This window comes from Sutcliffiella sp. FSL R7-0096, from assembly GCF_038595065.1.
Classification (GTDB): Bacteria; Bacillota; Bacilli; order Bacillales; family Bacillaceae_I; genus Sutcliffiella_A.
Map to the genome: position 1 here is coordinate 1,487,031 of NZ_CP152003.1, position 26,983 is coordinate 1,514,013.

Annotated in this window: 28 protein-coding genes and 1 other annotated feature; of the genes, 23 read left to right on the forward strand and 5 right to left on the reverse strand. The window is 40.2% G+C overall.

What is annotated here, in order from left to right:
* Positions 1-28: 28 nt before the first annotated feature.
* A complete protein-coding gene (locus MKY77_RS07555) occupies positions 29-211 on the reverse strand; it encodes a YjzD family protein (protein ID WP_047971102.1) in 183 nt (60 codons plus the stop codon).
* A 114-nt stretch (positions 212-325) separates the two neighbouring features.
* Here MKY77_RS07555 and MKY77_RS07560 point away from each other — a divergent pair, with 114 nt between their 5' ends.
* The 5 genes from MKY77_RS07560 to MKY77_RS07580 all read left to right on the forward strand — a co-directional run bounded on the left by MKY77_RS07560 (position 326) and on the right by MKY77_RS07580 (position 3,645).
* Positions 326-463 (forward strand): hypothetical protein, encoded by a 138-nt coding sequence (locus MKY77_RS07560; protein ID WP_339149618.1) that lies wholly within the window; start codon positions 326-328, stop codon positions 461-463.
* 283 nt (positions 464-746) lie between these two features.
* Entirely contained in the window at positions 747-1,487 is a 741-nt protein-coding gene (locus MKY77_RS07565; RefSeq protein WP_339149619.1) for a hypothetical protein, read from the forward strand.
* A gap of 94 nt (positions 1,488-1,581) precedes the next feature.
* A complete protein-coding gene (locus tag MKY77_RS07570) occupies positions 1,582-2,346 on the forward strand; it encodes a hypothetical protein (protein ID WP_339149620.1) in 765 nt (254 codons plus the stop codon).
* Between the two features lie 141 nt (positions 2,347-2,487).
* Entirely contained in the window at positions 2,488-3,441 is a 954-nt protein-coding gene (locus tag MKY77_RS07575) for a BMP family ABC transporter substrate-binding protein (RefSeq protein ID WP_339149621.1), read from the forward strand.
* 15 nt (positions 3,442-3,456) lie between these two features.
* Positions 3,457-3,645: a ComZ family protein gene (locus MKY77_RS07580; RefSeq protein WP_339149622.1), complete on the forward strand. Its 189-nt coding sequence runs from the start codon at positions 3,457-3,459 to the stop codon at positions 3,643-3,645.
* A gap of 225 nt (positions 3,646-3,870) precedes the next feature.
* Here MKY77_RS07580 and MKY77_RS07585 read toward each other — a convergent pair whose 3' ends face one another.
* The gene (locus tag MKY77_RS07585; protein WP_339149623.1) at positions 3,871-4,140 is read right to left on the reverse strand and encodes a hypothetical protein; all 270 of its coding nucleotides are present in this window, start codon (positions 4,138-4,140) and stop codon (positions 3,871-3,873) included.
* Positions 4,141-4,502: 362 nt separating this feature from the next.
* Between MKY77_RS07585 and MKY77_RS07590 the strand changes: the two genes are divergently transcribed.
* From MKY77_RS07590 to MKY77_RS07635, 10 genes are all read left to right on the forward strand, one after another.
* On the forward strand, positions 4,503-5,435 hold the full coding sequence (locus tag MKY77_RS07590) for a beta-ketoacyl-ACP synthase III (RefSeq protein WP_339149624.1): 933 nt from the start codon (positions 4,503-4,505) through the stop codon (positions 5,433-5,435).
* Positions 5,436-5,484: 49 nt separating this feature from the next.
* Positions 5,485-6,723 carry a beta-ketoacyl-ACP synthase II gene (gene fabF / locus MKY77_RS07595; RefSeq protein ID WP_339149989.1) on the forward strand — a complete coding sequence of 413 codons (1,239 nt, stop codon included), beginning with the start codon at positions 5,485-5,487 and terminating at the stop codon, positions 6,721-6,723.
* Between the two features lie 699 nt (positions 6,724-7,422).
* Positions 7,423-8,205 (forward strand): DUF2268 domain-containing protein, encoded by a 783-nt coding sequence (locus MKY77_RS07600; protein WP_339149625.1) that lies wholly within the window; start codon positions 7,423-7,425, stop codon positions 8,203-8,205.
* 428 nt (positions 8,206-8,633) lie between these two features.
* Complete coding sequence (locus MKY77_RS07605; protein WP_339149626.1) at positions 8,634-9,614, forward strand: ABC transporter ATP-binding protein; 981 nt, start codon at positions 8,634-8,636, stop codon at positions 9,612-9,614.
* Positions 9,614-10,636: a dipeptide ABC transporter ATP-binding protein gene (locus tag MKY77_RS07610; RefSeq protein WP_339149627.1), complete on the forward strand. Its 1,023-nt coding sequence runs from the start codon at positions 9,614-9,616 to the stop codon at positions 10,634-10,636. Before MKY77_RS07605 ends, MKY77_RS07610 begins: the two co-directional genes overlap by 1 nt.
* A 110-nt stretch (positions 10,637-10,746) precedes the next feature.
* Complete coding sequence (locus MKY77_RS07615; protein WP_339149628.1) at positions 10,747-12,438, forward strand: peptide-binding protein; 1,692 nt, start codon at positions 10,747-10,749, stop codon at positions 12,436-12,438.
* Between the two features lie 248 nt (positions 12,439-12,686).
* On the forward strand, positions 12,687-13,637 hold the full coding sequence (locus MKY77_RS07620) for an ABC transporter permease (protein WP_339149629.1): 951 nt from the start codon (positions 12,687-12,689) through the stop codon (positions 13,635-13,637).
* 14 nt (positions 13,638-13,651) lie between these two features.
* Positions 13,652-14,563: an oligopeptide ABC transporter permease gene (gene opp4C / locus MKY77_RS07625; protein WP_339149630.1), complete on the forward strand. Its 912-nt coding sequence runs from the start codon at positions 13,652-13,654 to the stop codon at positions 14,561-14,563.
* 173 nt (positions 14,564-14,736) lie between these two features.
* Positions 14,737-14,943 (forward strand): hypothetical protein, encoded by a 207-nt coding sequence (locus MKY77_RS07630; RefSeq protein WP_339149631.1) that lies wholly within the window; start codon positions 14,737-14,739, stop codon positions 14,941-14,943.
* Between the two features lie 99 nt (positions 14,944-15,042).
* The gene (locus MKY77_RS07635; RefSeq protein ID WP_339149632.1) at positions 15,043-15,792 is read left to right on the forward strand and encodes a YjbA family protein; all 750 of its coding nucleotides are present in this window, start codon (positions 15,043-15,045) and stop codon (positions 15,790-15,792) included.
* A 65-nt stretch (positions 15,793-15,857) separates the two neighbouring features.
* Here the strand turns inward: MKY77_RS07635 and trpS are convergent, their stop codons facing one another.
* Together trpS and MKY77_RS07645 are read right to left on the reverse strand one after the other, a co-directional pair.
* Positions 15,858-16,847 carry a tryptophan--tRNA ligase gene (trpS, locus tag MKY77_RS07640; RefSeq protein ID WP_339149633.1) on the reverse strand — a complete coding sequence of 330 codons (990 nt, stop codon included), beginning with the start codon at positions 16,845-16,847 and terminating at the stop codon, positions 15,858-15,860.
* 243 nt (positions 16,848-17,090) lie between these two features.
* Positions 17,091-17,310: a binding site (T-box leader), on the reverse strand.
* A gap of 43 nt (positions 17,311-17,353) precedes the next feature.
* Entirely contained in the window at positions 17,354-17,731 is a 378-nt protein-coding gene (locus MKY77_RS07645; protein ID WP_339149634.1) for a DUF3899 domain-containing protein, read from the reverse strand.
* A gap of 333 nt (positions 17,732-18,064) precedes the next feature.
* Here MKY77_RS07645 and MKY77_RS07650 point away from each other — a divergent pair, with 333 nt between their 5' ends.
* From MKY77_RS07650 to MKY77_RS07675, 6 genes are all read left to right on the forward strand, one after another.
* Complete coding sequence (locus MKY77_RS07650; RefSeq protein ID WP_339149635.1) at positions 18,065-19,756, forward strand: peptide ABC transporter substrate-binding protein; 1,692 nt, start codon at positions 18,065-18,067, stop codon at positions 19,754-19,756.
* 149 nt (positions 19,757-19,905) lie between these two features.
* Positions 19,906-20,835, forward strand: a complete 930-nt coding sequence (gene opp3b, locus MKY77_RS07655; protein WP_339149990.1) for an oligopeptide ABC transporter permease — start codon at positions 19,906-19,908, stop codon at positions 20,833-20,835.
* Positions 20,835-21,845, forward strand: coding sequence for an oligopeptide ABC transporter permease (opp3C, locus tag MKY77_RS07660; protein WP_339149636.1), 1,011 nt, complete (start codon positions 20,835-20,837; stop codon positions 21,843-21,845). Before opp3b ends, opp3C begins: the two co-directional genes overlap by 1 nt.
* A 22-nt stretch (positions 21,846-21,867) precedes the next feature.
* A complete protein-coding gene (locus MKY77_RS07665) occupies positions 21,868-22,935 on the forward strand; it encodes an ABC transporter ATP-binding protein (RefSeq protein ID WP_339149637.1) in 1,068 nt (355 codons plus the stop codon).
* A 1-nt stretch (position 22,936) separates the two neighbouring features.
* On the forward strand, positions 22,937-23,881 hold the full coding sequence (locus MKY77_RS07670; protein WP_339149638.1) for an ATP-binding cassette domain-containing protein: 945 nt from the start codon (positions 22,937-22,939) through the stop codon (positions 23,879-23,881).
* A gap of 326 nt (positions 23,882-24,207) precedes the next feature.
* Entirely contained in the window at positions 24,208-25,416 is a 1,209-nt protein-coding gene (locus MKY77_RS07675; protein ID WP_339149991.1) for a putative glycoside hydrolase, read from the forward strand.
* Between the two features lie 40 nt (positions 25,417-25,456).
* Here the strand turns inward: MKY77_RS07675 and MKY77_RS07680 are convergent, their stop codons facing one another.
* On the reverse strand, positions 25,457-25,639 hold the full coding sequence (locus MKY77_RS07680) for a hypothetical protein (protein WP_339149639.1): 183 nt from the start codon (positions 25,637-25,639) through the stop codon (positions 25,457-25,459).
* Positions 25,640-25,808: 169 nt separating this feature from the next.
* Between MKY77_RS07680 and MKY77_RS07685 the strand changes: the two genes are divergently transcribed.
* Together MKY77_RS07685 and MKY77_RS07690 are read left to right on the forward strand one after the other, a co-directional pair.
* Positions 25,809-26,384 carry a GNAT family N-acetyltransferase gene (locus MKY77_RS07685; protein WP_339149640.1) on the forward strand — a complete coding sequence of 192 codons (576 nt, stop codon included), beginning with the start codon at positions 25,809-25,811 and terminating at the stop codon, positions 26,382-26,384.
* Between the two features lie 119 nt (positions 26,385-26,503).
* On the forward strand, positions 26,504-26,947 hold the full coding sequence (locus MKY77_RS07690; RefSeq protein WP_339149641.1) for a MarR family winged helix-turn-helix transcriptional regulator: 444 nt from the start codon (positions 26,504-26,506) through the stop codon (positions 26,945-26,947).
* Positions 26,948-26,983 lie beyond the last annotated feature (36 nt).

The window sequence follows — 26,983 nt, forward strand, 5'->3', positions numbered from 1 at the left end:
CCTGGGGAGCAAGTTCTTTTTTCAGATATTAGTGCTTTTCAACGGGTTCGTTTGGTAACGCTTCCCCGATCAGCATGACTAATACAGCAAAAACGACCGCAATGATAGAAGCTAATACGTAGTTATATGTATCACCCTGCATGTTAGCAACAACATAAGCAACCATGTTTATAAGAAGAAGTGACCAGAAAATAGTCCAGAATGCGCGCATTGTGACTCCCCCTCCATTTAATTATTTCGAAACTCATTCAGAGGATATTTTACCACAACTAGCACATATAATAAATGTAAATATGTTTAACTTAGTCGAAAAAGGGGTTGTTAAATGATGAATAGTAATGAAAAGCTTCTTGAACTGAAAATGCTACTTGATCAAGAGGTAAGTAATTTGACGGAACTAGGGCAACGGACTTTGGAGATGTTAAGGGAAGAGCTTCAATACGATGAAGTGGGAAGGGATTAAATTTGCACCTTCCTTTTTCTTATTACATTAAACTTCCCGTAGTCTTCCGTTTCAGGTGTTCTGCTTTCCGCGGGGCGAGTGGTTGAGCCTCCTCACAACGCTTCAGGGGTCTCAACCTACCGCCGGAGTCTCACACCTTGCATTCAGACCACAGGGGGATTGGATCTTCAAATTTCATACTAATTTTTTATTGTCGCATTTGGTAATTTGTCTTTGGCATCACAATGCCTATCTACATAGCATAGAGTATAGAGTTCGTGAATTGGAGGGTATGGTGAATCGGATGAGCATAAATCAACGCTTTTTTCAAATGGGCGGTCAATGGAATGCTGTACATGTACCGGAAAAGCCTAATGGTTTTGGCTGTCTTATCATCGGGGATACTAACCATTTCGTTGATGAACAGAATAGTCTGTGGTTACAGCATATTGGTCGGAACAGAATTGTGGAAGAAATATTGAAATGTGGGTATACACTTTTTTATTCCAATCTTTACGGGGCGCATTGGGGGAGCAGTAAATCGGTACTGCATGCCAAGCAGCTTTATCATATCATGATGAAACAGGAAATATTGAACGATAAAATTCATATTATTGCAGAAGGTATGGGGGCGCTGACAGCACTGCAATTGATGGAGGAACTAGGGGAACAAATTCGTTCGGTCGCCCTCATCAATCCTTGTATGGACTTGAAAGCCCAACTGGCTCAAGAAAAAGATAGGAAATTTTTCTATAAAAAAGTCAGGAATGAGATAGCGAAGGCTTACAATGTACCTATTAATGAATTTGAGGAGTATGAAGGTTTTCCCGAACTCCATCGGTTCCAGCATAATTCGTTGCCGGTGAAAATATGGCAAACCACAACCAATTTCTCCTTTGACCCAAATCTTCATTGCAAAAGGTATGAAGAGCTTCGCCAACAAAATAAATCCCCAATTGCGGTTACCTATCACCTTGTGGAGAAAAGGTATTCATACGGTCCATCTATATGTCAGTTCTTTAAAAAATATGAACAGAAATTATGAAAAGTCCCATTTCATCTCTCATGGAATAGGGACTATTATTATGCTTCCATGCATAAGGATACAATATCAATGATGATGGATGGAGTGGAAAGTGATGAAAAATGCTGTGGTTGTCGGTGCTACAACACAAGTTGGTTTTGCACTTTGTCAAGAGCTCATGAATCATGAAGTGGAAGTAACAGGGTTCGAATGGTCAGAAAAGATGGACGAAAGAGCAGATGAAATGTTGATGGGAATCGGACGAAACGCTTTTTTTCATCTTCAACTGGATCAGCCTTTAGAGAACAATGCCGATATTGCATTTTACTTTATTGATAGAATAGAGCGATTGGACCAGACCAATGAAGAGGCATATTTTTCTATTGCAGAGAAAGCTAAGAAGCTTGTAATTATCTCTTCCTATCATAACTACAGAAAGAACATCGACTTTACGAATAAGTTAAAAAAGAAACAGAAGGATGAAGCTAATTGCTTGTCCATCTATTTACCGATGGTAGTCGGACCGTGGCAAGGAAAAGAGGAAGCGGTCCATAGAAGGCTTCAAGCAGAGATGGATGAAAAAGAACGTCAACCTATAGCCATCCAAGATACGGATGTATTATATGTTGAGGACGTTGTAAAAGCTATTTACGAACTCTCAAATACGGAAGGCCAAGAAAAAGTAGTCCGCTTAAAAAACGAAAATCCAGAAGCGCTTAAGGAATTAATGGATGTACTCCACTTTACTTTACTAGCAGATGCAAATCCTGACGGTGAATGGGATAAGGTGACAGTTTACAAGGTGCGGCAAAGTTTGACGATGAAAGAAAGTCTTCAAGCACAGAGAAAACAAATGAGGCAAAAACTGAGACTGGATTAAAAGACAACAGAGAATCCCTCTCGTGTCCAAATGGTTTTTACAGAATATTAACTTTTCCTTTGTATTCAAAGCATGTACAATATAAGATGTAGGATAGGAAATATGAGGGATTCCTTTGGGGCACTAGGGGGTGGTACATACATGAAAAAAACAATAATGGCAATAATTCTATTAATACTTCTTTTATCTGCATGTGGACAAACTACTCCTGATAGTGGAGATCAAAAGGTCGGATTACTAGTTCCGGATACAGTGAGTGATCAAGTATGGGGAACCAAGGGATATAAGGGCCTTTTGCGCATACAGACCGAATACGACCTTGATGTGTATTACAAAGAAGGAATACATACAGATTCATCTATTAAAAAAGCGGTGGAAGATTTTCATAAGGATGGGGTTACCTTAATTTTTGGACATGGAAGTGAATATGCCCAGACATTCAACTCTATCTCATCAGATTATCCAAATATCCATTTTGTATGTTTCAATTCAGAAGCTCAAGGAGAAAATGTAACAAGCTTAAACTTTGAAGCCAACGCAATGGGGTTCTTTGGGGGAATGGTCGCAGGTCATATGAGTAAAACCAATAACATAGGGATCATTGCAGCCTTTGAATGGCAGCCGGAAGTGGATGGCTTCTTTGAAGGTGTGCTACATGAAAACCCGGATGCGAGGGTGTTGATAGACTACACCCAGGATTGGGATGACCCGGATAAGGCCTTGGCCATACTGGACAATATGATTGAGCAGGAAGTGGATGTTGTATACCCTGCTGGCGACGGCTTTAATGTTCCAATTATTAATAGTTTGAAGGAAAAAGGGCTTTATGCCGTGGGGTTTGTCTCCGATCAGTCCGACCTTGGGGAGAACACAGTTATTACAAGTACGGTCCAACATGTCCCTGCTTTATATGAACTAGTGGCAAGGCGTCATTTTACAGGCGAACTGGATTCAGGAAATTTATATTTTGACTTCAAAGATGATGTGATATCTCTTGGTAAATTCAGTCCATTGGTAAGCAAAGAGTACCAAGAAAACATCCATAACCAAATTGAGGAATACAAAAATTCCGGTTTATTACCGAATGAAAAATAGAAAGTAGGTTATCAAATGGAACAAGATAGAACCATGCAATATATGGCAATAGCTATGAAATACTTACCAGAAGCAAAACAGATGCTTGATGAAACAGGGTTAGAGCTAGAGCCGCAACATATTCAGCCATTGGTCTCTCTATTGACCAAAGTGATGGACGAAGCATACGAACTGGGAAAACAAAATGCATTAGATATAGATTAATGAAAAAAGAGGACTGTTCAGAATGTCAATACCATTCTGGACAGCCTCTTTATTCATCGTAATGATTGCAGTAACTTAGCTGATGATTGGAGCGAAAGGAAAGACTGCAGCGAAAGGTAGCGGCAGGTTGAGACCCCCGAGCGTTGTGAGGAGGCTCAAGCACCGCCCCGCGGAAAGCAAAGTCTGACGAAGAAATCAACAGCGGTGCTACATTAAGTTAAGTTCCTATTTCTTAAAATAATCCAATAGCGGAGAGAATTCCTTTAACATTGGCTTTAATTTATTTACTGAATCCATAATGGAGTCCACCTGTTCCATAAGCGCATAATAGTCCCCTTGGGTTTTTTCGGGGCTGTTCGCTGGATTTTCTTCTATATTTTCTCTTCTAGGCGGACCTCCAAACATCATTCTTGTGAACGGATCCACTTCCCGTTCTTCCTTTATCGCTTCTTGTTGTTCTTCACTCATATAGATATCACCTCTCCAAGTCAACATTTATCCCCTCTTGAGACTATCATATGCTGGCTGTAAAAAATGGGATGGGCTTTGGTCTAAAAGTGGAGCTTCCTTATAAAATAGGCATTTATATATTGTCAAGATGATAAGAATACGTTAAAATTAGTACCAAGTCATAATAATTGATAATAAAATTAGATAAGTGGATTGAAGCGGAAGGCACTCGACTCCGGCGGGAGGTAAGAGGGAATCGGGAGACCCCGCAGGCTTGCCGAGGAGGCTCCCGGCCCTCCCCGAGGAAAGCGAGTGCATGTAGCGGAAAGAAACGGCCAAACTATAAAGCTAAAACCACTTTAGATAATCTTTTAAAAAAGTCCAAAAGAGAGATAGGTGTTATATCTATGAATGCAGGGATTCTAGGAATTGGAAGATATGTACCTGAAAAAGTATTAACCAATGCAGACCTTGAAAAAATGGTCGACACGACAGATGAATGGATAAAAACAAGAACCGGTATAGAAGAAAGAAGAATTGCAACAGATGAAGTGGATACTTCGCATATGGCATTTTTTGCAGCAGAAAAGGCTATGAAGGATGCTGGTATTACGGCAGAAGAACTAGATATGATTATTGTCGCTACAGTAACCCCGGATAACCCCTTTCCTAGTGTTGCCTGCATGATCCAGGAACGCCTTGGGGCTAAAAAGGCATGTGCTTTTGATATGAGCGCTGCCTGCGCTGGGTTCATGTATGGAATTATTACAGCGAAGCAATTTGTGGAAGCTGGGACTTATAAACATGTACTTGTGGTAGGAGTAGAGAAGCTTTCCAAGATTACAGACTGGGAAGATCGCAACACGGCTGTTTTGTTCGGTGACGGAGCTGGCGCAACCATTATCGGTCCGGTATCAGAGGGAAGAGGTATATTATCTTTTGAACTCGGTGCAGACGGAACAGGGGCAAAACATTTATATCAAGATGAAACCATTGTGATGAATGGTCGGGAAGTGTTCAAGTTTGCAGTCCGCCAAATGGGTGAGTCGGCAGTAAATGTACTCGAGAAGGCCGGCCTAACAAAAGAGGATGTGGACTTCCTTATCCCTCATCAAGCTAATATTCGAATCATGGAAGCTGCAAGGGAAAGGCTTGGCCTCCCTCTAGAGAAAATGTCCATGACCGTACAGAAATATGGAAACACATCCGCAGCATCCATACCGATATCCATTGTGGAGGAATTGGAAAATGGAAAAATACATGACGATGATTTAGTAGTTATGGTAGGATTTGGTGGAGGATTAACATGGGGAGCAATTGCCATCAGATGGGGAAGATAATAAATATTAATTCGGATACAACGGTGGAAGGAGCAGGACAATTATGCAAATGCCTAAAAGAAGAGTAGTAGTAACAGGGCTTGGAGCAGTGACTCCAATTGGATTGAATGTAAATGAGGCATGGGAGAACGCCATAAAAGGAGTTTCGGGAGTTGGCCCACTGACAAGGGTTGATATCGAAAAATTCCCTGCGAAAGTAGCTGCCGAAATTACGAACTTCAATGCCGAAGACTTTATGGATAAAAAAGAAGCGAGAAGAATGGATCGCTTTACACAATATGCCATCGCAGCTTCGTTCATGGCTGTAAAAGATGCCAACTTAGAAATTACAGATGAAATCGCCCCTAGAGTGGGAGTTTGGGTAGGTTCTGGGATAGGTGGAATGGAAACCTTTGAACAACAATATAAAACATTTTTAGAAAAAGGTGCACGCCGTGTAAGCCCGTTTTTCGTACCGATGATGATTCCTGATATGGCAACAGGTCAAATCAGTATCGCCTTAGGTGCGAAAGGGGTGAACTCCTGTACTGTTACAGCTTGTGCCACGGGAACGAACTCTATAGGAGATGCTTTCAAAGTTATTCAACGCGGAGATGCCGATGTCATGGTCTCTGGAGGAACGGAAGCCCCACTTACGGAAATGTCTTTTGCGGGATTCAGCTCGGCAAAAGCATTATCTTTAAATCCTGATCCAAAAACAGCAAGCAGACCTTTCGATGCTAACCGTGATGGTTTTGTCATGGGGGAAGGCGCCGGGATTATCGTTTTAGAAGACCTGGAACACGCATTAGCACGTGGTGCTCGCATCTACGCAGAGATCGTCGGATATGGCGCTACAGGGGATGCTCATCATATTACGGCACCTGCTCCAGGTGGAGAAGGCGGAGTGCGTGCGATGAAAATGGCCATTGAAGATGCGGACCTTGAACCAGGCGATATCGATTATATAAATGCACACGGTACAAGCACCGAGTATAACGACAAGTTTGAAACACTTGCAATTAAAGAAGTGCTTGGTTCCCATGCGAATAATGTAGCCATTAGTTCCACAAAATCGATGACAGGACATTTGCTTGGAGCCGCAGGTGGTGTGGAGGCGATCTTTACCATTAAGGCTATTGAGAATGGAATCATTCCTCCAACGATCAATCTGGATACACCAGATCCTGAGTGCGATCTTGATTACGTACCGAACGAAGCCCGCCATAAAGAGGTCAGAGCTGCGATGAGCAACTCACTCGGCTTTGGCGGCCATAATGCAACGATTGTGTTTAAAAAATACGAGTAAGCGTATCAAGCAGTAGGGAATGATTAACATCCCTGCTGCTTTTTGTGTTTTGGAATATGAAAGTGAGTTTTTTAGAGTAAGCAAACCAATTTTGAAGATCTATCGTTTGTATAAAGACAATCTTCGGTGAAAAATCGAAATGAGATTGTCATTATAAGGTGCATAAAGACAATCTTGGGTGAAAAATCGAAATGAGATTGTCATTATAAGGTGCATAAAGACAATCTTGGGTGAAAAATCGGAATGAGATTGTCATTATAAGGTGCATAAAGACAATCTTGGGTGAAAAATCAGAATGAGATTGTCATTATAAGGTGCGTAAAGACAATCTTCGATGAAAAATCGGAATGAGATTGTCATTATAAGGGACATAAAGACAATCTTGGGTGAAAAATCAGAATGAGATCGTCATTATAAGGTGCATAAAGACAATCTTGAGTGAAAAATCGGAATGAGATTGTCATTATAAGGGACATAAAGACAATCTTGGGTGAAAAATCAAATTGAGAATGTAACCATCCATCAATCAAAAATTTAAAGAAAAGGTACTTAGTACTTTATCAACTACCAAGCATAAAATCTTACCGAAATTCTCAACCCCCGTATTCCTCCTCAACCCAATAACCATTTACCCACCTCACCAATCCGCCCTCCTCATCATACAATGACATCAAAAAGCAAAGAAAAGGGCTGTAGAACATGAGTATTATTCATACAGATCGATGGTTGGAGGAGGACTATCATCAGCCATTGAATATTTCAAAGAGATTGCTGAAGTACTTTGAGGACGTCACTGCAGCGGAACTTTATGATTATCTCATCATGCATGGAATGTACCGGCCAGTAAGGGATGGAAAAGGGACAGTGGAAAAGTTAAAAGAGTTGGATTGTTGGAATATTGTTTTGGCAGAATCAAAGCGTTTGAAGAAACTTTGGAATGGACCAGACATCCCAATCTTCATCTTCCCTTCGGATAAATACAACAACCAAATTAAAAGGGACTTTAAAGGAAAAGCGGGAGTGGCTTTCAAAGATAAATTGTTCATGTTCCTCCCAGAAGATATTGATATCAATGAAATGAAAGCATTATTGACTCACGAATATAACCATATATGTGTATTGTCCAAATATAAAAGAAAAGATGACCAATATACGCTCCTTGATTCCGTCATCATAGAGGGGTTAGCGGAGAGTGCCGTAAAAGAACTTCTTGGAGTAGAATATACCTCTACATGGACTTCCTACTATACAGATAAAGAGCTTGAAATCTTTTTTAAAAAATTCATCATACCTAATAAAGATGTGAAGAAAAATGAAAGAGATCACATGAAGCTCCTTTACGGAAAAGGTTTTTATCCCAAGATGCTTGGATATTGTGTAGGTTACTATCTCATTCAAAAAATATTAAAAACGAAAAAAGTAAGTTATGCAGTATTGATGTCAAAAAGTCTGACAGAGATAACAAAACTATTAGCCGAATAATTCTTTGAGGAATAGGAGAAAAATAACAAAAAACAAAAAATCTAGCAAAAAAAGCTAGTTTTTTTGTTTTTTTTTGTATATAATCAGTTTTTGTAGAAGATTGTTGCAAGTTCCAATAAAAAAAATATTTAGTTTATTTTCAAAATAAGCTTGAACTTGTAACGGAATTGTAATAATATACAAGCAGATGATAATTATTTTCCGATAATTTAGTTTTTACAGTAAATTTCGGGTAAATGGACAGAAAATTTCGTAATAATTAGCATGGAAAATCTATAAATGCAAGATTTAAATAGATTAATAGCTAGTAGTTATATAAATTTGTAATATAAAGGTTAAGATTAAGTTAAATTTTCACAATCTTTAAATTACATTTTTAGACATCATACAGACCATGCATCGAAAGAAAAAAGGATGGTGAAGGCTAAATGTCAGCTTTATTGGAAGTGAGAAACCTAAAAACTCACTTTTTTAGAAAAAAGCAAGCTATTCCAGCAGTAGATGGTGTAGATATCTCCATTAAAAAAGGGGAAACTGTAGCACTTGTTGGAGAATCAGGATCTGGTAAATCCATTACTTCCCTATCGATCATGGGGCTTGTACCTAGCCCAGGTGGGAAGATCGTTGATGGGGAAATCCTATTTGACGGTCAGGATCTTGTGAAACTGACAGAAAACCAATTATGTAAAGTTCGTGGAAATGATATATCAATGATCTTCCAAGAGCCGATGACATCATTGAACCCGGTACTGACAATAGGTGAACAGATTACGGAAGTACTGATCCTTCACCAAAAAATGACCAAGACAGCAGCCATAAAAAAAGCAATTGAAATGTTGGAGGTTGTAGGGTTTTCAAGAGCAGCGGAAATCGTAAATGACTACCCGCACCGTCTATCAGGCGGGATGAGACAAAGGGTAATGATTGCGATGGCGATGAGCTGTAATCCGAAGTTATTGATTGCGGATGAGCCGACCACTGCACTGGATGTTACCATCCAAGCGCAAATATTAGATCTGATGAAAGATTTAAGTCATAAATTTGACACTTCCATACTATTAATTACTCATGATTTAGGGGTTGTATCAGAAGTAGCAGATAGAGTAGTAGTTATGTATTGTGGCCAGGTAGTGGAAGAGGCATCGGTAGACGATTTGTTTGAAGAACCGATGCATCCATATACTTTAGGATTGATGGGGTCCATCCCTGACATAGATGGAGATATTGGCCGTCTTCAATCCATTGAAGGAAATGTACCACCACCGACAAACTTGCCTCAGGGCTGCAGATTTGCCCCGCGTTGTCCGAAAGCATTCGACCGTTGCCATAGCGAGATTCCAGAGTTAATCAGCCAAGGTGGAAACCGCTCCGTTCGATGCTTCTTATACGAAGGCGAGGAGGCGAAATAATGACAGCAACTGAGATCAAGACAGAAAAATTAAAAATAGAAACGAATCCAGATAATATCCTCGAGGTACGTGGATTAAAAAAGTATTTCCCTATCAAAGCCGGATTGCTTCAAAGGCATGTAGGTAATGTAAAAGCGGTAGATGACCTGAACTTCTATATAAAAAAAGGGGAAACCCTAGGACTTGTAGGAGAGTCAGGTTGTGGTAAATCGACCACAGGACGTACGATTATCCGATTATATGAGCCAACTGAAGGTAACATCATCTTTAAGGGCAGGGACATTGCCACGATGGGCGAAGGAGAACTTAGAAAGACCGTCCGTAAAGACATACAGATGGTATTCCAAGACCCTTTCGCTACATTGAACCCAAGAAAAACATTAAGGTCCATCCTGAAGGAGCCATATAACACTCATAACATGTTCACCAAAAGAGAACGTGAGGAAAAGGTACAGGAGCTACTAGCAAAAGTTGGATTGGATCCGAGTTTCATTAATCGCTACCCACATGAATTTTCGGGTGGTCAGCGACAGCGTATCGGAATTGCAAGGGCTTTGGCGCTTAATCCTGAAATGATCATTGCCGATGAAGCTGTATCAGCCTTGGACGTTTCGATACAAGCTCAAATTATCAACTTAATGCAAGACCTACAACGTGAAATGGGACTATCTTATATCTTTATTTCACATGATTTAAGCGTTGTACGTCATATTAGTGACAGAGTTGGCGTAATGTATCTTGGACGCATGATGGAGCTGGCTACCAAGCATGACCTATATGACGAGCCACTTCATCCATATACACAGGCATTACTGTCTGCTGTACCATCCACTCGCCGCAAAGGGCAAGTGAAGAGAGAGCGTATCGTTTTGAAAGGTGAATTGCCAAGTCCGGCAAACCCGCCAACAGGATGCGTGTTCCATACTAGATGTCCTGCAGCAATGGATGTCTGTAAGCAGATTGTTCCACAATTCAAAGAGGTTAAACCAGATCATTTTGTTGCTTGTCACCTATATGAATAGGTGGCAAGTACATAAAATATATACCCTTTGAAAGGGGGAGATAATCCAAAAGTCAACTTTCTTTACCTTTCATTTTCAGAACATTAAAAATTTTTTTAGGGGGAGTAAACGTGAAGCAAAAATCATTACTACTTATCGTGCTGACGTTGGTATTGTCTTTGTTCTTAGCTGCTTGTAGCGGATCCAATACAAGTACAACACCAAACAACAGCAACAACGAAACAAACGGAGAAAACACTGGTAACAACGGTGAAGAAACAGACGAAGAAGATGCTACAACTGGTGAGCCAGTTCAAGGTGGAGACCTAGTATTAGGTTCTACTGGTAGCCCAACAATGTTCAACCCGCTTTACTCTGCAGATACTGCAAGTTCTGCAATCGAAGGTTTCATTTTTGACGGATTATTAACAAGCGACACTTCTTTCGAAACACAATTAAACATGGCTGAGAGCTGGGATATCTCTGACGATGACCTAGTTCACACATTGAAAATCAAAGAAGGAATCAAGTTCCACGATGGTGAAACTTTAGATGCTGATGACGTTGTCTTCACACTAAGCATTCCTTTAAGCGATGACTATGATGGTCCTCGTGCTGGTTACTTCGAGAAAATCGAAAAAGTTGAAAAAATCGATGATTTAACTGTACAAGTTACACTTAATGCTGTAGACCCAAAAATCCATATCGCATTAGGTTACCCTATCCTTCCTGAGCACATCTTAGGTGAGGTTGCGATTGCTGACCTTGGTGAGTACACTGAGTTCAACACGAAAAACCCAATTGGAGCTGGTCCTTTCAAGTTTGACAAATGGGAAGATGGTCAATACGTACGCGTAGTTGCAAACGACGACTATTGGGATGGCCGTCCATACTTAGATTCTTTAACTTACCGCATTATTCCTGATGCAGATGCTCTAATGACTGCATTAGCTGCTGGAGATGTACACTACTACACTGTTCCTGCTTCTGATATTGCAACTGCAAAAGAGTGGGAAGCTAATGGTCAATTGAAAATCGAATCTGGTTTAGCATTATCTTACTCTTACCTAGGGTACAACCTACGTAACCCATTATTTGAAGACAAATCAGTACGTCAAGCATTAACTCACGCTCTTGATCGTGAACTTATCGTTGAGTCTGTAATGGATGGAGACGGTGAAGTTGCAGATGTTCCAGAATCTCCACTAAGCTGGGCTTATGACGAAGATGTTCCACGTTTTGAGTACGATGTAGAAAAAGCTAAAGCAATGCTTGAAGAGGCTGGATGGACTCCAGGTGCTGACGGTACGCTTGAAAAAGACGGACAAAAATTCGAATTTACTTTAAAAACGAACCAAGGAAACAAAGTTCGTGAAGATATCGCTGTAGTAGTTCAAGAGCAGTTCGCTGAGCTTGGAATCAAAGTAACTCCAGAAATCATGGAATGGTCCGCATTCTTGGCTGACGTTGATCCTCCAGCATGGAACTTCGACGCTATCATCCTAGGATGGGCATTATCTACAGATCCAGATCCAAGTGGAATCTTCCACACTAAAGAAATCGCAGAAGGTTTGAACTTTGTTGGTTGGTCTAATGCTGAAGCTGATAAGCTAATGGACGAAGCTAACCTGACAATGGATCAAGACGAGCGTGCTGAGAAGATCCAAGCAATCAACAGAATCATTGCTGAAGAGCAACCATATACTTTCTTGTACTATCCAAATGCACACCGTGCAATGCCTACTAACCTAGAAGGCTTTGAGTTCCACGCACGCCAGGAGCACTATAACATCCACAAATGGTGGTTAGACGAGAATAACTAATTTAACCCCCGTTAAAAGGTAAAAGAAGAGGGGAGGGGACATTCCCCTTCCTTCTTTTTTACTGACATGAAAAACCCTAGACACTTTTTCATTGGTACAGAAAGAATGCATTTGTGTTGGACGAGCCATTCTTTCGCTAAACTTGACCACATTACTGTGTGACGTCGCGAAAATGCACAGTATTAAAATAAACCATTCACGTTTACTTATTACCTTCCTAAAGTAAAGACAGAAAAGGAGAATCAGCTATGATCTCATATATCATCCGCCGTTGCTTAATGGCGATTCCCCTATTATTCGGTATTACAGTATTATCATTCGCCATCATACAGATGGCACCAGGTGGTCCTACTTCCCTAATGATGGATCCGAATATTAGTAAAGAAGCAATGAAGAAATTTGAAGAGCGTTATGGGTTAAACGACCCTGTCCATGTACAGTATTATAAATGGGTAAGCAATATGGCTAAAGGGGACTTTGGAGAATCCTTGATCCGCCGTGGCGTACCGGTAAGTGAAATGATCATGAACCGATTACCTAATACATTGTTATTGATGATAGTATCAACCATATTGGCAGTCATTGTCGCAATACCTTTTGGGGTCATATCGGCCCGGAAGCAGTACAGTTTGACAGATTATACGGTTACCGTCACATCCTTTTTGGGGCTCGCAACACCTAACTTCTGGATTGGTCTTGTATTAATCATGGTTTTTGCTGTACAGCTACAATGGTTCCCTACAGGTGGAGTCTCGACTTTGAATGCAGACTTCAGTATTCTTGATCGGATCCATCATCTAGTATTACCGGCATTTGTATTGGCAACAGCCGATATGGCTGGACTGACAAGATATACCCGCTCCAGTATGCTTGAGGTGTTAAAACAAGACTACATGCGTACTGCGAGAGCAAAGGGATTAAAAGAAAGAAAAGTAACGTATAAACATGGTTTAAGAAATGGATTAATTCCTGTAATCACTATTTTTGGATTAATGCTACCCGGTTTCATTGGGGGATCGGTCATTGTTGAAAGAATATTTGCTTGGCCTGGTATAGGATTATTATTCTTTGAGTCTGCATTCCAGCGCGACTATCCAGTTATCATGGCACTAACAGTAATCTCAGCGGTCTTTGTAGTTATCGGAAACTTGGTTGCCGATATACTTTATGCAATCTTTGACCCGAGAATTGAGTACTAAAAGGGGGATCATCGATGCAAACTCAACCATCAACTCAACCAAACAATCAATCGTTAAACCCCAATGTCAAGAAAAACCCTGATACATTAACGAAAATTACGATTAACAAATTCATGAAGAACAAATTAGCTGTAATAGGGGCTGTAATGCTTTTTATCATTATCACACTAGCTTTACTGGCTCCATGGATTACTCAATTCGAACCACAAAAACAAAGTTTGTTGAATAAGTTACAATCTCCAGGTGGCGAACATTGGCTTGGAACTGACCGTTTTGGTCGAGATGTATTTTCCCGTATTCTCTTTGGAGCAAGGATTTCCCTTCTTGTAGGATTCGCTTCTGTAGCAGGTTCCATTACAATTGGTACAGTTATCGGAGCTATCGCTGGATATTTTGGAGGGAAAATTGATGCAATTTTGATGCGTATCGTAGATGTCATCATTTCCATTCCGACTATCTTCTTGCTTATCACGTTGGTAACCATCTTCCAACCAGGTGTGGACAAGCTGATCTTGATTTTCGCTTTAACTGGGTGGACCTTTACAGCCCGTCTTGTACGTGGTGAATTCTTATCTCTTCGTTCCCGTGAATTCGTTCTTGCTTCTAAGACGATTGGAACAAGAAGCCATACGATTATTTTCTCTCACATTCTCCCGAATGCAATGGGACCGATCATCGTATCTGCTACATTAGGGGTGGGTGGGGTTATCCTCGCTGAATCCGCCTTGAGTTATCTTGGATTAGGGATTCAACCTCCTACACCAAGTTGGGGGAATATGCTGCAAGATGCTCAGAACTTTACCATCATGTTAAAGCACTGGTGGTATCCGTTATTTCCTGGATTAATGATTTTAATAACAGTGTTGAGTTTCAACTTTGTTGGAGACGGATTACGTGATGCACTTGATCCAAAGACACTAGATTAGAAAAGCTGAGAGCCGATCTCGGCTTTTCTTTTTGCCTATTTATCATAGAACTTGTCATTTTTTTAGAGACGAGTCATAAAGTAATAGTAATAGAATGGACAAGGGGATAATAGTATGTGCATAATCAGGATTTATTTTGTGAGTGATGGCTGATGATAAGGGGATTTCTTTTTTTGACAGGCTTTGGGCTTTCAGTTGCTGGGGGTATAAGTACGATTGCCTATTTGAATCTTTTTGCAACAGGATTGAGTATGATAGAGGTTATGACATTTCTAGTTTCAAGACCTGAATGTTACCTTTTACCAATTGGAGTATTGCTTATTGCCGGTAGTATCTATTTATCTGGGAACCAGGAACCGACTTTTCGCGACGAAGAATAGTCATAAGGAAAAATTATTGGTTTTAATGGAATATTTTTGCACTTCACTGTTCATACTGTTGGATAAATAAAAGAGTAGATGTGAAGTGAGGGGTATGATATGTTGTATCTTCATGACGTATGGGTAAATTGGTTTGAAGGAGAAGAAAACGGTTATAATGTTTGTCATTTTCATGAGTGGAGAAAAGATGATAGCGTAGAGCTGTTGGATCAAGTACCGCTATTGAAAGTGGATTCTGTCCTGTTCAACTATATAGAAAACGACCTCCAAGAGCTGCCTCCATCTTTGCTGGAAGACATTTTTCAAAAAAGCTACATTCGAAAAAACCATGAAAGAATTCAATTGGATTACTGTTTTGTCGTAACGGATGGACAAGGTATCCTTGCGGTGGACACTATTGGATACAATATTCCAATCCGAAAAAGCAGGCTCATTCCAAGGCAAGAACAGTTAGTGTATGATATGGTAGAAAATCACGACGCTGAAAAGTATTCTTTCTCACCAACCAGCAAATCACAAAAAGACTACCATATATTATCCCCATCACCAGAGATCATGCACGGTTTGACGAGAAAAGAAAGACAATTGAAACAGCTTCTTTTCATGGCAATGGATCAACTAAGATCAACATGCAATGTTGCCCAAATTAGATATTGGTACACGGAATGGAATCCGATCCATTACAGAGAAATTCAGTCAATGAGTTTTGAAGAAGTATGGTCTCAATTGATCGAGGAAATAAGAGATGGCTGGTCGGAGAAGCATCAGGACTTCTGTGAACATTTAGTGAAAGGTCAACCGTTTTTTGAAAAGCTCTGGGAATTGGAGCAACATCCTAAAGTCAATTAGAATATTTCCTAGGGAAATAATGAAAAGCTGTCAGATTTTATCAGTCTGACAGCTTTTTTCAATGGTTACCGGCGTTTACGACCTAGTCCCATGGCGTTTTCGATTTTTTTCAACGTTTTCGTGGCCACACGATTAGCACGTTCAGCACCTTCGTCTAATATGGCATCGAGTTTATCTGATTCAATTAAATCATGATATTTGGTTTGGATTGGTTCTAGGGCTTCCACAACTACTTGAGCAAGGTCGCCTTTGAAATCTCCATAACCTTTTCCTTCGTACTGATTTTCCAATTCTTGTATTGTATTGTTTGCTAAGATGGAATAGATGGTTAGAAGATTAGAAACTCCAGGTTTGTTTTCCTTATCAAACTTAACAATCCCCTCAGAGTCAGTAACCGCACTTTTAATTTTCTTTTCCAATTGTTTTGGTGTATCCAACAAGGAGATAAAGGACTTCTGGTTTGGATCAGACTTGCTCATTTTCTTTGTTGGTTCACTTAATGACATAATTCTTGCGCCGACTTTAGCAATTTTCACTTCCGGTACAGTCAGGATGTCGCGGTATTTCTTGTTGAAACGTTCAGCAAGGTCCCTTGTCAATTCCAAATGTTGCTTTTGGTCTTCACCCACAGGAACAACATCGGTATTATATAGGAGGATATCCGCTGCCATCAGTGGAGGGTATGTCAATAAACCCGCAGTTACGCCTTCCTTCCCTGTGGATTTATCTTTGAATTGTGTCATTCTCTCCAATTCCCCGATGTATGCCACACATTGCATCATCCATCCTAGTTGCGCATGTGCCGGTACTTCTGATTGGATAAAAAGGGTAGCCTTTTCCGGGTCAAGACCGATTGCTAGGTATAAAGCTGCAAGCTTTCGGATGTTTTTACGAAGTTCCTGTGGATCCTGCTGAACTGTGATTGCGTGTTGGTCTACAATACAGAAGTAACTGTTGTAGTCATTTTGCAACTCGACAAATTGCTTCATTGCCCCGATGTAATTTCCAAGTGTGACATTACCGCTTGGTTGAATTCCTGAAAATATTGTTTTCATTTTTTGTTCTCCTTTTTCCTTAAATCTTGGCTTATACAAAGATGGTTTTTTAAATAGCAAAATTAGTTGATTGTAGTGGAAGGCGAGCAGACTCCCGCGGAAGGAAGGGACAGGGTAGACCCCAAAGCGTTGTGAGGAGGCTCCCGGACCGCCCGCAGGAAAGCGAAGCGCCTGGAACGGAAATCAACGACCATACTTACTATAAATCCGATAAAAATATAAAAAGGCCCATTCATCCCTAAAAAAAGGGACGAATGGACCGTGGTACCACCCTTATTATTTCATACAAAATATTGCAGAAATCACTTAACCTTGTAACGTAAGGATACGTCACAGCCTACTGATATACGGTTCAGCCGTGAAGCTCAGAAGTCCATTCCTAAACGATAGTTGTTTGTTCCCACCAACCACAAACTCTCTATAAACTATGCTGTTTAGTACTACTCTTCATCATTGCTTATAAATTAATAAATATTCTCCTATTATAGCCAATTCTTTGGAAAATATCAACTATTGTAATAAATAAAAAGAGATACCAGCATACATAGAAATAACAAAAGAGATGCGAATAGCATTGGCTGGGTAGAAAGTGGCTGGAGTAACTCCGATGGAGGTCTCATCTCGTTTCTAATATCATCTTCCAGTTGTTTATCAGGCTGACTTGAAGCGAAGATTCTACGAAAGCTGTATGTAATACCGTCAAAGAACCCCCTTTTGGTAACTGTTGTCAGCAATGACAGGAATAAAAGGATACTGGAATAAGTAAAAGAAGTGTTAATGAAAGCCAGCAAATTAATGGTTTCATAATAGAAATAGCCCGTTATAAGCGTTATGCCTAATAGTACAAAGAAAAATATAATGGAAACTTTAAAAGAATTTTTCATAGTTCCTCCTATAAAAGAAAAGACTCTAAAATGTATTGTAATGAAATGAATAGAATAAGACAAATTTAAAGAAACTATAAAGGTCATTACTTGCAAAAATACTATGTAAAATTATTGTAATGTTTGTAAATGAATTGTAATGAATGGGTAAAAATCTATAATTATTTTATAGGTATTTAGAACTATTTTTGTAATGAAAATTCTTGGAATAACAGTATTTTGTAAAATTGACGTTAAAATTATGAATGCACAATGTTTAGAAAACTTGTATAATAAAATTCGTTACCTCGAAAACAAACAATTTTCGACATAATTTTCTAGGGGGTTAAGCAAATGAAAAAGTCAAAATATTTACTTCTTTTAGCGCTTACACTTGTACTTAGTGCATTTCTAGCTGCATGTGGCGGTGGAAATCAAGGAGCGCAAAACGATAGCGGACAAGGGGATGAACTTCCTGCAGGTGAGGGAGAACCAACAGGTCCACAAGTACTTAATGTAGTTGATTCTGCTGAAATTCCAACGATGGATTCCGTCCAAGGTACAGATGCAGTAGCGTTTAACGTTATGAACAACGTTTTTGAAGGTCTTTACAGACTTGGAGAAAATGACGAAGTAGTAGAGGGAGTCGCGAAAAGTCATGAAGTATCTGAAGACGGTCTAACGTATACGTTTACATTACGTGAAGATTCCGTTTGGTCCAATGGTGATTCTGTAACGGCAAACGATTTCGTATTTGCTTGGCAGCGTGCTGTAGATCCAAATTCCGGTTCTGAGTATGGCCCTTATATGATGAATGGCAAAATTAAAAATGCTACACAAGTTTCTGCTGGTGAATTACCACTTGAAGAACTTGGTGTAAAAGCACTTGATGATTATACTCTTGAGGTAACACTTGAGCAACCAGTTGCTTATTTCGAATCATTAATGACATTCCCTACGTTCTTCCCGCAAAACCAAAAGTTTTATGAAGAACAAGGTGACAAATATGCTCTTGAAGCAGACACTTTAATCTACAATGGTCCGTTCACATTAGACAGCTGGGAGCATGAAGTAGGCTGGACGATGAAGAAGAATGAAGATTATTGGGATGCTGAAACTGTTAAATTAGATGAAGTCAATGTAAAAGTTGTTAAAGAAGTTTCTACTGGGGTTAACTTATACACTGCACAACAAATTGATATTTCTCCTGGTTTGACTTCTGAGTTTGTAACTCAATACCAAGAAGATCCAGATTTGATTTCTTACCTGGAGCCAACTATTTTCTGGTTTAAATTTAACCAAACAAAGAATGAAGCATTAGCAAATGTTAATATCCGTAGAGCGATTTCCATGGGCTTCAATAAGCAAGACATGGCTGATTATGTACTGAACAACGGTTCTATTCCGGCAAACTATTCTGTACCAGTTGAATTTGTTCAACACTCTGAAACGGGAGAAGACTTCCGTGAGAAAAACGGCGATTTCAATGAATTCGATGCTGGAAAAGCAAAAGAGCATTGGGAAAAAGGTCTAGAAGAATTAGGTACGGACGCTGTTACAATTGAAATACTTGGTGGAGACACTGAAACAGCTAAAACTATGCAAGAATATCTTCAAAACCAGTTGCAAGAGAACCTTCCTGGTTTAACAATCAAGTTGAAAGAAGTACCATTTGCTCAACGTTTAGACTTAGATTCTGCAATGGACTATGACATGCAACTTGCTGGATGGGGTCCTGACTATCTTGATGCGATTTCTTTCTCTAACCTTTGGATTACAGATGGTGGAAACAACAAGATGGGTTATTCTAACGAAGAGTACGATAAGTTATTGAACGACGTAATGACTACGTATGCGAACGATCCTGCAAAACGTTTTGAAGCGATGCAAGAAGCAGAGAGAATCTTACTTGAAGAGGACGCTGCGATTGCACCGATCTACCAACGTGGTACGACAAGACTTTGGAAGCCTTACGTACAAAACGTTTACCGTCATAACTTCGGTCCTGACTTCAGCTACAAATGGGCTTACATCAGCGGTAAATAATATTATATTGATATAAAAATAATTCTTTTAAAAAAGAGAGAAAGAGAGTATATTTGAAGCATATACTCTCTTTTTCCCTGTAATGAAATTGTCGAATTTTAGGGAAAATTTAAAACTATTCGACGCATTATTTTTTAGGAGGTGCAATGATGACAAAGTATTTGTTGCAACGTATCTTTTACATGTTTATCACCTTGTTCTTAATTGCCTCATTTACATTCTTCCTGATGAAAATGATGCCGGGTTCTCCATTTACGATGCAAGATAAACTGTCGGATGCACAGAAAATTATTCTAAATGAAAAGTATGGGCTTAATGATCCTGTACCAGTACAATATGCAAAATATATCGTGAGTCTAGCACAAGGTGATCTTGGGATCTCGTTCCAATATGATAACCGAAGTGTTACAAGCTTGATTATGCAACGTATCGGTCCATCAGCTCAACTTGGATTTCAAGCGATGTTCTTCGGTACAATAATCGGAATATTCTTAGGTGTGATTGCTGCATTAAGGCAGAACACTTGGGTGGACTATGGTTCAACGATCATGGCTGTACTTGGTAAATCCATTCCTTCCTTTGTATTCGCAGGATTATTACAATATTGGATCGGGGTAAAACTAGGCTGGTTCCCTGTTGCTTTCTGGTCAGGCTGGGAATTCACAGTATTGCCAACGATTGCACTAGCAATGTTCCCAATAGCCATCGCTGCACGCTTTATGCGTACGGAGATGATTGAAGTGTTGGGGTCGGATTATATTACTTTGGCACGTGCAAAAGGTGCTTCCAACTATGATATCGCGGTGAAACATGCATTACGAAATGCGTTGATTCCAGTAGTGACGGTTCTTGGGCCGTTGGCTGTAAGTTTGATGACCGGAACACTTGTAGTTGAAAAGATTTTTTCTATCCCAGGCCTTGGAGAACAGTTTGTGCGTTCCATTACTACAAACGACTATCCAGTAATTATGGGAACGACATTGTTCTTTGCGGCTTTATTCATTGTCATTGTTCTTTTAGTTGATATTCTTTATGGAATTATCGACCCGCGTATTCGCTTGGCAGGAGGTAAGAAATAATGAATAACAACAACTTTGATAAACTGCCAAAGGAATTATTTCAACCGGCGGTGCAAGACCCAAATAAAAGTGAGAAAATTGCAAAACCAAGTTTGACTTATTGGCAAACAGCATGGTTGCGCATCAAGAAAAATAAAGCGGCAATCGCAGGTTGCATTGTGTTGATTGTCATTGCATTCTTAGCAATCTTTGGTCCATTCATGAACGACCACGGTTTTAACAACCAAAACGTAGCACAAGGTAATCTCCCTCCTAAAGTTCCTGGAATCGAGAAACTTGGTATCATGGATGGAACTAGGAATGGAGTAGACGTTTACGACCAACGTGGAGTAACAGATTATTATTGGTTCGGTACAGACAGTCTTGGACGTGACTTATGGACACGTGTTTGGACAGGTACACGAATCTCCTTATATATTGCACTACTCGCAGCATTCATTGATATGGTAATCGGTGTTGCCTATGGTGGTATTTCCGGATTTTACGGGGGACGTACCGATAACATCATGCAACGTATTATCGAGGTATTGGTTGGAATCCCTAACTTGGTTATTGTAATATTGATGATTCTTGTGCTTGAACCGGGAATAATTGCCATCACCATTGCCTTGACCATAACTGGATGGGTCGGAATGGCCAGGGTCGTCCGGGGACAGGTTCTCAAGCTCAAAAGCCAGGAATATGTCCTCGCATCCAAGACACTTGGTTCGACCAACAATCGAATTATAACGAAACATTTATTGCCAAACGTGGTCGGCGTCGTCATCATCAATACGATGTTCACGATTCCAAGTGCCATTTTCTTCGAAGCATTCTTAAGCTTCATCGGACTGGGATTGAAGCCTCCGATGGCATCACTAGGTACGTTAATAGATGATGGATTTAAATCCTTGCAGATCTTCCCGCACATCATGGTATTCCCTGCAATTATCATCAGTTTGTTGATGATTGCATTTAACCTTGTAGCGGACGGATTCCGTGATGCATTAGATCCTAAAATGAAAGACTAGTTATAAAGGCAGGTGGATGACAGTGGAAAAAATTCTTGAAGTCAAAAACTTACATGTTTCTTTTGATACATTCGGTGGTGAAGTGAAAGCCATCCGTGGAGTAGACTTTGATTTGAAAAAAGGGGAGACCCTTGCAATCGTAGGAGAGTCCGGTTCTGGTAAGTCTGTTACGACAAAGACGGTGATGCGCTTATTACCGAAAAATAACTCCAACATCAAGCAAGGGGAAATCCTTTTTGATGGAAAAGACCTTACCAAGTTAACGGAAAAGCAAATGCAGGGTATCCGGGGGAAGGATATCGCGATGATATTCCAAGATCCAATGACGTCCTTGAATCCAACCATGACGGTAGGAAAACAAATCATGGAAGGAATCATCAAGCATCAAAAGCTGAGCAAGGGCGCCGCTACAGAAAAGGCCATTGATTTGCTACGTCTTGTGGGAATCCCAATGCCGGAGGAGCGTTTTAAACAATATCCTCACCAATTCTCTGGTGGTATGAGACAAAGGGTGGTAATAGCAATCTCTCTTGCTTGTAACCCGAAGGTATTGATTGCCGATGAGCCAACGACAGCTCTTGACGTTACGATACAGGCGCAAATCCTTGATTTGATGAAGGATCTTCAGAAGAAAATCGACACATCGATTATCTTTATAACACATGACCTTGGTGTTGTAGCAAATGTAGCCGATCGAGTGGCTGTTATGTATGGCGGACAAATAATTGAGACTGGTACGGTGGATGAAATTTTCTATGACCCACGTCATCCATACACATGGGGATTGTTAAGTTCCATGCCAGATCTTGAGCTTGGAGACGAAGTTGAACTATATGCCATTCCTGGTTCTCCGCCGGATTTATCGGATCCTCCAAAAGGGGATGCATTTGCAGCACGTAACGAATTTGCGATGCAAATTGACTTGGAGATGGAACCACCAATGTTCCAAATTTCCAAGACCCACTTTGCCAAGACTTGGTTGTTACATGAAGATGCACCTGCTGTAGAGCCTCCATTGGCAGTACAGAAACGTCGTCGCGAAATGCCGCAAAACTTCGAAAAGCCTGTTATGGTAAAGGAAGGTGAGTAACATGGCAACGAATGAAAAGCTATTGGAAATTCGTAACCTGAAACAATATTTTAACGAAGGAAAGCCGAATATGGTTAAGGCTGTAGATGGTTTGAACTTTGATATCTATCGCGGTGAAACACTTGGTCTGGTTGGAGAGTCCGGATGTGGAAAGTCCACCACAGGGCGCACGATCATCCGGCTTTACGACGCAACTGATGGTGAGGTTCTTTTTGAAGGTGAAAATGTCCATGGCAAGAAGTCAAAAAAAGACCTTTTGAAATTCAACCGTAAGATGCAAATGATCTTCCAAGATCCTTCTGCTTCATTGAATCCACGTATGACTGTTGCCGACTGCATTGCAGAAGGAATCGACATTCATGGACTGGCGAAGTCGAAGAAAGAGCGCCTGGCACGTGTGCACGAATTGCTCGAGACCGTTGGTTTGAATAAAGAGCATGCCAACCGCTATCCGCACGAATTTAGTGGTGGTCAGCGTCAACGTATCGGTATTGCTCGTGCACTAGCTGTGGAACCCGATTTCATCATTGCCGATGAGCCAATCTCAGCATTGGACGTTTCCATTCAGGCACAGGTAGTTAACTTGATGAAAAAACTTCAAAAGGAAAAAGGGCTAACATATTTGTTCATTGCCCATGACCTTTCAATGGTAAAATACATCTCCGACCGGATTGGAGTAATGTATTTCGGGAAAATTGTCGAGCTTGCCGACAGTGACGAGCTTTATAATACTCCGATTCATCCGTATACAAAATCTTTGTTATCCGCTATCCCGCAACCGGATCCAGATACCGAGCGGTCTCGTAAGCGTTTTGCCTACGATCCAGCATCCCATGGTTATGCCAAGGATGAGGAATTGGAATTGCGTGAAGTGAAGCCTGGTCACTTTGTATTGTGTTCAGAAGCGGAGTATAAGAGATACCAAGCAGAATATGCTGGAAAGTAATTGCTTTGGTTTAAGTGGACCGATCCTCATTAGTGTGGGGGTCGGTTTTTTTGCGTAAATTATAGAAAGTCCGCACAGTGAGAGAAGAGGGCTTCAGGAGAGGGGAAAAGACCTCCGTGACGTGTAAAAGGAAAGGGTCTTCATGTAAGATGACAGGACCACACAAACAAGGGATTTTTCAAAATAAATGGACCAAGCGGTTTTCAGCTGGTGAACTCTAGTACTCTAGGATTATTTTGCAGTAATTTGTTGAAAAAGGTAAAATCCTAACGATTTTCCAGTATAATAGAACTAACACTTAAGAGAAGGGATTTTGAAACGCAATGATGAAAAAAATGATCGGTGGTCTGGTTGCAGCAGTCGGAATACTTGCTTTTAGTGGAACGCTTGCACAAGCAGATGAAGAAGTAGTGGAAGCGTCCAAGCATGCTACAAAAAATGTCCAAATGGAAGCACGCGAACTGCCGGTATCCATGGCAAGGTTCGCTTTTGATTCAGGTTATACTTTTGCATATCCTGATGCTGTTAGAGGGATCTATGTTACAGGACACTCTGCTGGAGGGGAAAGGTTTCCGCGTTTACTGGAGCTACTGAACAAAACAGACTTGAACGCAATGGTTATTGATATCAAAGATGATCATGGATACTTGACGTACATACCGGAGGAAGAAGATTCCCCATTCATGGATATCGCACAGCCATATATCAAAGATCCTGCAGGTATGATGGAAACCTTAGAGGAAAACGAAGTATATCCAATTGGTAGAATCGTAGTTTTTAAGGATTCCGTTTTGGCGAAAGCACGACCAGACTTATCGTTTAAGGACAACGGAAAAGTCTGGGTGAACGGGCGTGGAGAGGCATTTGTAAATCCTTTCCTAAAAGAAGTTTGGGATTACAATATTGATATAGCGATTGAAGCGGCAAAAATGGGCTTTCAGGAAATCCAGTTCGACTATGTCCGTTTTCCAGAGGGCTTTGAAAAGAGAGACACTTCTTTAGAGTACGGCTATGGTGAATACAAAGAGATGGACATGGACAATGTTCAGAAGAGAGTTGAATCGGTAACAGATTTTGTGGAATATGCAAGGGAACGACTGGAGCCTTATAATGTCCAAGTTTCGGTTGATATTTTTGGCTACACAGCTACCCTGCCGGAAGCACCGGGTATCGGCCAGAACTTCAGCCGAATATCAGAGCATGTGGATGTCATTTCATCGATGATCTATCCGAGTCACTGGACTTCGTATTTTGGCATAGCAAAACCTGATACAGAACCTTATAAACTAATTGCGGAGTACGCAAAGCTTGAAAATGCCAAGCTGGATGAACTGGAAAACAGACCTGTTTCAAGACCATGGATTCAAGACTTCACGGCTACATGGTTGGGCGCAGGCAATTATATCCCATATGGACCAAAAGAAGTGGAAGATCAGATCCGCGCGTTAAACGAGAATGGAATTGACGAATACCTAATTTGGAATGCAGGTAATTCCTACACAGAAGGACTAGATTTTACACCTTTGAATGACTAACTATAAAAAGCTGCCTTACTCGGCAGCTTTTTTCTTTTATTTATTTTTTCCCCCCGACACTTTTCCAGCCAGCTTGCATACTAGCGGACTTATCAAAGCTTTCAGTTCCTTTTTTCCTTCCAAAAAACTTTTCCCCGATTCCATTTGTCAAAACTCCCATTACCGCGGTAATGCCAATTACTAATATTGCTACGATAGTGAAATCAATAAAATATTCGATCAAACCATACATCCCCTTTTAAGTATGTAATCGCATACAAAGATATTTATGCTTCTATTGTAGGCTATGTTTAAGAGAAAAGGAAGAGGGCATATTAACACTGAGGTGTGTTCAAGTTTGTTATACTTAATATGTACATAGATAAAAAACGAAAGGGGAGTCTTGCAACATAATGAATTGGTATGAGAAATTAAATCAGTATTTTCCTGTGGAAGAAATGAAATCAAGAGAGCATATGGAGCTTCTTTTAAAAGAAAAAGGCGATATTTATCATAAAGATGAGGGGGAGCATCATGTACTGATGTATGTGGAGCTTGATAATTTCATTTTTATCGACTACTTATTTGTTTCGAAAGATGCTAGAGGGATGGGGCTTGGCCATAAGCTACTGGACAAAATGAAAGAAAAAGGGAAGGCGATCATTCTAGAGGTAGAGCCTGTCGATTACGAAGATACGGATACGGAAAAACGCCTTCGTTTCTACAAAAGAGAGGGATTTGAGCATGCTTCTTCCATCGGCTATCGCCGACGTTCTCTTGCAACAAATGAAGTGAATCCAATGGAGATTCTCTACTGGTCACCTACTGATGCAGGGGAGGAAGCCATCTACGAAGGAATGAAAGCTACATACGAGCAAATACATACATATAAAGATAAAGAATTATATGGTGAGTCTTATGATAAAGTGGATAAGGTATTAACATATGATGAAGATGATAACAACGAGGATATATTATCGAAATTGTAAAAAGTGATCTATAAGATTTATAAGAACCATTAACCTCGGTTAATGGTTCTTTTGAAAAAATATACTTGCATAAACAAGTAATTTTAGATAAAATAAAATCGCTGAGAGGAGTTGAGAAAGTGAAAAGTGAAGATAACTATAGGTTAGATAATTCGATAGGTTATAAACTTTTCCATGCATCTAGACTAATCAATAATCGCATAAACAAATATTTTAAAGAGAATAATTTTCCAGTAACCTATGAACAATGGCAAATATTAAGTAGGTTGTATGAGAAAGACGGGCTTACGCAAAATCAAATTGCAGAACTGAATGAGAAAGATCAGCCAAGTGTATCTCGTTTAATTGTGAACATGGTAAACAGAGGATTGGTTATAAGGTCACCACATCCTTCAGATGCGAGAATTAATATTATTAATCTCACAGAACATGCAAAAGAGTCTGAGCATGCTCTTAAGAGCCTTGCTAATCAAACAATACAGGACGCAACGAGAGAGATAGATTCCGAAGATGTGGCACAATGTCTTAGAATGCTGGACCAGATAAGAGAGAATCTAAAATAAAAGTGTTTGTTTAAGCAAGTAATAAAGTGAAGGTTA

Excerpts from the sequence above, each read along its gene's own strand:
- MKY77_RS07555 (WP_047971102.1), bottom strand. The coding sequence starts at position 211 with ATGCGCGCATTCTGGACTATTTTCTGGTCACTTCTTCTTATAAACATG.
- MKY77_RS07560 (WP_339149618.1), top strand. The coding sequence starts at position 326 with ATGATGAATAGTAATGAAAAGCTTCTTGAACTGAAAATGCTACTTGAT.
- MKY77_RS07565 (WP_339149619.1), top strand. The coding sequence starts at position 747 with ATGAGCATAAATCAACGCTTTTTTCAAATGGGCGGTCAATGGAATGCT.
- MKY77_RS07570 (WP_339149620.1), top strand. The coding sequence starts at position 1,582 with ATGAAAAATGCTGTGGTTGTCGGTGCTACAACACAAGTTGGTTTTGCA.
- MKY77_RS07575 (WP_339149621.1), top strand. The coding sequence starts at position 2,488 with ATGAAAAAAACAATAATGGCAATAATTCTATTAATACTTCTTTTATCT.
- MKY77_RS07580 (WP_339149622.1), top strand. The coding sequence starts at position 3,457 with ATGGAACAAGATAGAACCATGCAATATATGGCAATAGCTATGAAATAC.
- MKY77_RS07585 (WP_339149623.1), bottom strand. The coding sequence starts at position 4,140 with ATGTTGACTTGGAGAGGTGATATCTATATGAGTGAAGAACAACAAGAA.
- MKY77_RS07590 (WP_339149624.1), top strand. The coding sequence starts at position 4,503 with ATGAATGCAGGGATTCTAGGAATTGGAAGATATGTACCTGAAAAAGTA.
- fabF (WP_339149989.1), top strand. The coding sequence starts at position 5,485 with ATGCCTAAAAGAAGAGTAGTAGTAACAGGGCTTGGAGCAGTGACTCCA.
- MKY77_RS07600 (WP_339149625.1), top strand. The coding sequence starts at position 7,423 with ATGAGTATTATTCATACAGATCGATGGTTGGAGGAGGACTATCATCAG.
- MKY77_RS07605 (WP_339149626.1), top strand. The coding sequence starts at position 8,634 with ATGTCAGCTTTATTGGAAGTGAGAAACCTAAAAACTCACTTTTTTAGA.
- MKY77_RS07610 (WP_339149627.1), top strand. The coding sequence starts at position 9,614 with ATGACAGCAACTGAGATCAAGACAGAAAAATTAAAAATAGAAACGAAT.
- MKY77_RS07620 (WP_339149629.1), top strand. The coding sequence starts at position 12,687 with ATGATCTCATATATCATCCGCCGTTGCTTAATGGCGATTCCCCTATTA.
- opp4C (WP_339149630.1), top strand. The coding sequence starts at position 13,652 with ATGCAAACTCAACCATCAACTCAACCAAACAATCAATCGTTAAACCCC.
- MKY77_RS07635 (WP_339149632.1), top strand. The coding sequence starts at position 15,043 with ATGTTGTATCTTCATGACGTATGGGTAAATTGGTTTGAAGGAGAAGAA.
- trpS (WP_339149633.1), bottom strand. The coding sequence starts at position 16,847 with ATGAAAACAATATTTTCAGGAATTCAACCAAGCGGTAATGTCACACTT.
- MKY77_RS07645 (WP_339149634.1), bottom strand. The coding sequence starts at position 17,731 with ATGAAAAATTCTTTTAAAGTTTCCATTATATTTTTCTTTGTACTATTA.
- MKY77_RS07650 (WP_339149635.1), top strand. The coding sequence starts at position 18,065 with ATGAAAAAGTCAAAATATTTACTTCTTTTAGCGCTTACACTTGTACTT.
- opp3b (WP_339149990.1), top strand. The coding sequence starts at position 19,906 with ATGACAAAGTATTTGTTGCAACGTATCTTTTACATGTTTATCACCTTG.
- opp3C (WP_339149636.1), top strand. The coding sequence starts at position 20,835 with ATGAATAACAACAACTTTGATAAACTGCCAAAGGAATTATTTCAACCG.
- MKY77_RS07670 (WP_339149638.1), top strand. The coding sequence starts at position 22,937 with ATGGCAACGAATGAAAAGCTATTGGAAATTCGTAACCTGAAACAATAT.
- MKY77_RS07675 (WP_339149991.1), top strand. The coding sequence starts at position 24,208 with ATGAAAAAAATGATCGGTGGTCTGGTTGCAGCAGTCGGAATACTTGCT.
- MKY77_RS07685 (WP_339149640.1), top strand. The coding sequence starts at position 25,809 with ATGAATTGGTATGAGAAATTAAATCAGTATTTTCCTGTGGAAGAAATG.